Source organism: Syntrophomonas sp. UBA5494 (assembly GCF_002426325.1).
Genome location: NZ_DIPG01000137.1, coordinates 13361 through 16744, shown reverse-complemented (window position 1 = coordinate 16744; position 3384 = coordinate 13361). Strand labels below are relative to the sequence as shown.

The 3384-nt window shown below is 43.9% G+C and carries 5 protein-coding genes; all 5 read right to left on the bottom strand.

The genetic code is table 11. The features are described from left to right. Positions 1-260: DUF1646 family protein (locus B3W37_RS15510; RefSeq protein WP_483176344.1), on the bottom strand; the 260-nt coding region annotated here is incomplete at its 3' end. 444 nt (positions 261-704) lie between these two features. Next, on the bottom strand, positions 705-1169 hold the full coding sequence (gene ribH / locus B3W37_RS15505; RefSeq protein WP_483176343.1) for a 6,7-dimethyl-8-ribityllumazine synthase: 465 nt from the start codon (positions 1167-1169) through the stop codon (positions 705-707). A 27-nt stretch (positions 1170-1196) separates the two neighbouring features. Then, positions 1197-2393 carry a bifunctional 3,4-dihydroxy-2-butanone-4-phosphate synthase/GTP cyclohydrolase II gene (locus B3W37_RS15500; protein ID WP_483176342.1) on the bottom strand — a complete coding sequence of 399 codons (1197 nt, stop codon included), beginning with the start codon at positions 2391-2393 and terminating at the stop codon, positions 1197-1199. Between the two features lie 19 nt (positions 2394-2412). Then, on the bottom strand, positions 2413-3072 hold the full coding sequence (locus tag B3W37_RS15495; protein WP_483176341.1) for a riboflavin synthase: 660 nt from the start codon (positions 3070-3072) through the stop codon (positions 2413-2415). A 3-nt stretch (positions 3073-3075) separates the two neighbouring features. Beyond that, positions 3076-3384, bottom strand: a 309-nt coding sequence (locus B3W37_RS15490; RefSeq protein ID WP_483176340.1) for a RibD family protein, incomplete at its 5' end; no start/stop codon positions are given.

Genomic DNA, 3384 nt, shown 5'->3' with positions numbered 1-3384 from the left:
GTCAAAACCTTGTTGATAAAGGTTTGAAACTGGTTATGCAGAAGGAAAAATAACGCACCGGCAATGAACACTGCCGATGCAATCATAATCGGCTCCTTAAGTGCCTTTAGAGCCAATTCCATGCTCATTATACCAGAGATTATACTTGCCGCCACACCCATAACAAAGAGAAATGGCTCCAAATTTTCTTCTACCGTCTTGTTGACAAAAGGAACCACCAGAACCAAAAGAAGTACTACGATCAAACCTGTAATAACCATTGCGTCTCTCTCCTCATATAATTTATTGTAAATGGGCTCCCAAACATAAATAATATACCGTGGTTAATTAATAAACTTACTATTAACTGAGAAATAACAAGTTCATGCAGCGTTCATAACATACTCATATCAGTTAATTGTTTTGCTTAGAACCTCCTCACATATCTTGTCGGATAACCTGGTCTTCGATTTCCGATTTGTTTACACAGCACACCGGGCATCCTCCAACAATCAACCCGAAATCAGCCTGTTGTGGCAAAAAATTTTTATGGCGATATTAAATTATAGTTATCCCCCCCCTTCCAGCGGCGAGACGGGGCCAGATTGATTTACCGTCAACTTATGGAAGAAAATTAATATTCTCTCCTAAAGTTAACATTAAATCATGCTTAACCCCGTCTTACACACCAAATATTTAAGGACTGTACGGTCTGTGAGAACATTTTATTGCAGCGCCTTGAATAAATTGATCATTTCAATAGCTGTAACGGCAGCATCAACACCTTTGTTGCCGGCCTTGGTTCCTGCTCTTTCAATCGCCTGTTCAATAGTGTCGGCGGTTATTACTCCAAACACTACCGGAACACCAGTATTCAGACCTACCTGTGCCACTCCTTTGGCAACCTCGGAAGCCACATAATCAAAGTGCGGAGTTGCTCCCCGTATAACGGCCCCCAGACAGATTACCGCATCATAGCCCTTACCGGTCATTTTCTGAGCGGTCAGAGGTAATTCAAAAGCGCCTGGTACCCAGGTAATATCAACATTATCCGGATCTACTTCGTGGCGCGTTAATGCATCAAGGCACCCGGTAAGCAGTTTGTTAGTGATAAATTCATTGAATCGCGATATTACTATGGCTATTTTTTGGTCTTTACCTATCAGCATTCCTTCATATGTTTTTCCCAATTGAAGCGTCCTCCTTTAAAATATAAATTAAATGGATGCCAGCAAATGCCCCATTTTTTCTTTTTTAGTCTGAAGATACCTGCGGTTTTCCATTTTACTCTCCATTTCAATTGGTACCCGTTCAACTATTTCCAATCCATATCCCTCCAGGCCTTTAACCTTTTTGGGATTATTGGTCATCAAGCGCATTTTCTTTACGCCCAGGTCAACCAGAATCTGAGCTCCTAATCCATAATCCCTTAAATCAGGAGGAAAACCCAGCTCAATATTGGCTTCAACTGTATCACGGCCTTTATCCTGCAATTTATAAGCCTTGATTTTATTTAGCAGACCAATTCCTCTGCCTTCCTGGCGCATATAGAGCAGTATCCCTTTACCCGCTTGTTCAATCATGGTCAGCGCAGTGGCCAATTGTTCGCCACAGTCACAACGGGAGGAACCAAAAACATCACCGGTCAGACATTCGGAATGGACCCGGACCAATATCGGTTCATTTTCTTTCCATTGGCCTTTGACCAGAGCAATGTGCCCTTTGCCGTCCAGTAATGATTCATAAGCCACAGCGGTAAAGTCACCATACATGGTGGGGAGTTTGGCATCATCAACCCGCCGCACCAGCAATTCATTGCGGCGGCGATATTCGATCAGGTCAGCAATAGTAACAATCTTTATATCGTGCTTTTCACTGAACTCCAATAACTGAGGAAGTCTGGCCATAGTACCGTCATCATTCATGATTTCGCATATTACCGCTGCCGGATAGAAACCGGCCAGACGGGCGAGATCGATTGAACCTTCGGTATGTCCCGTTCTTCTAAGCACACCGCCTTCTTTATAACGTAAGGGGAAAATATGACCCGGTTTCCTGAAGTCGGCCGCGGCGCTGGTACCGGATATGAGTGCTTCAACCGTGGCAGCACGCTCAAAAGCAGAAATACCGGTGGTACATGAACAGTGGTCCACTGAAACTGTGAAGGCGGTTTCATGATTATCGGTGTTCTCCAATACCATCGGCTGGATGTCCAGCTCATCCAGCCTGGCGCCGGTCATAGGTACACAAATTAGGCCTTTGGCATTACTGGCCATAAAGTTAATTATTTCGGGAGTAGCCTTTTCGGCTGCAACTATAACGTCTCCCTCGTTTTCGCGGTCTTCGTCATCGACCACAATAACCATTTTTCCTGCTTTAATATCTGCAATAGCTTCTTCGATGGAATTTAACATCTGATATACTACCTCCCTTTTATAAAAATCCATTCTCTGCCAGTAAATTCATGTTTATTTTTATTTCAGCAGCAGCTTCCTCTACTTTAATCAATCTTTCCAAATATCTGGCTATAATATCCGTTTCCAGATTGACCATATCTCCCGGCCGCTTTTGACTAAGGGTAGTTATCATAGCGGTGTGGGGGATCAATGATACGGTGAAACTATCCTTAAATACCTTTACTACCGTTAGACTGATGCCATCTATAGTGATTGAACCCTTGGCAGCTATATATTTTAGAAGGTCAGGCGGAGATTGTATTCTAAAAATTATAGCAATATCCAATTCCTGCCTTTCCAGGATGGTACCCATGCCATCCACATGTCCCTGCACCATATGTCCGCCCAGTCTGTCACCGGCCCGCAGCGCTCTCTCAAGATTTACCCGGTTACCGTTGTTAAGACTGTGCAAAGTAGTATGTTCGAAGGTTTCAGGCATAACATCAGCCGAAAAATGGCTCCTGGAAAAGCCCACCACCGTCAGACAGACTCCATTTACCGCGATACTGTCGCCTAATTTTACATCATCAACCACCCGGGAACAGTTGATACTTATGCGGCAGGATTGGCTGCCTCTGGCTATACGACTTACGCTTCCCGTTTCTTCTATAATTCCGGTAAAGATAATTATCACCACCTTTTATTTGTTAATATAACCGGTAATTAAGATGTCCTCTTCAAAATTCTGCACTTCAAGCTTTGAAACCATAGCGGCTGCAGACATCTGTTCCACACCATCTCCTCCTACCGGTGACGGTGCCTTACGTCCTCCGGCCAGTTTAGGAGCAATAAACCAGTGCACTTTATCTGCCAGTTTATGTTCAATCAAATAGCCATTAATCTCTGCACCACCTTCAACCATAACACTGCAGATATTCATCCTGCCTAAGCTTTCAAGTACCGCCTCCAGCGCAATTGCCTCCGGTGTGCCTTCCACTTTTATAACCTT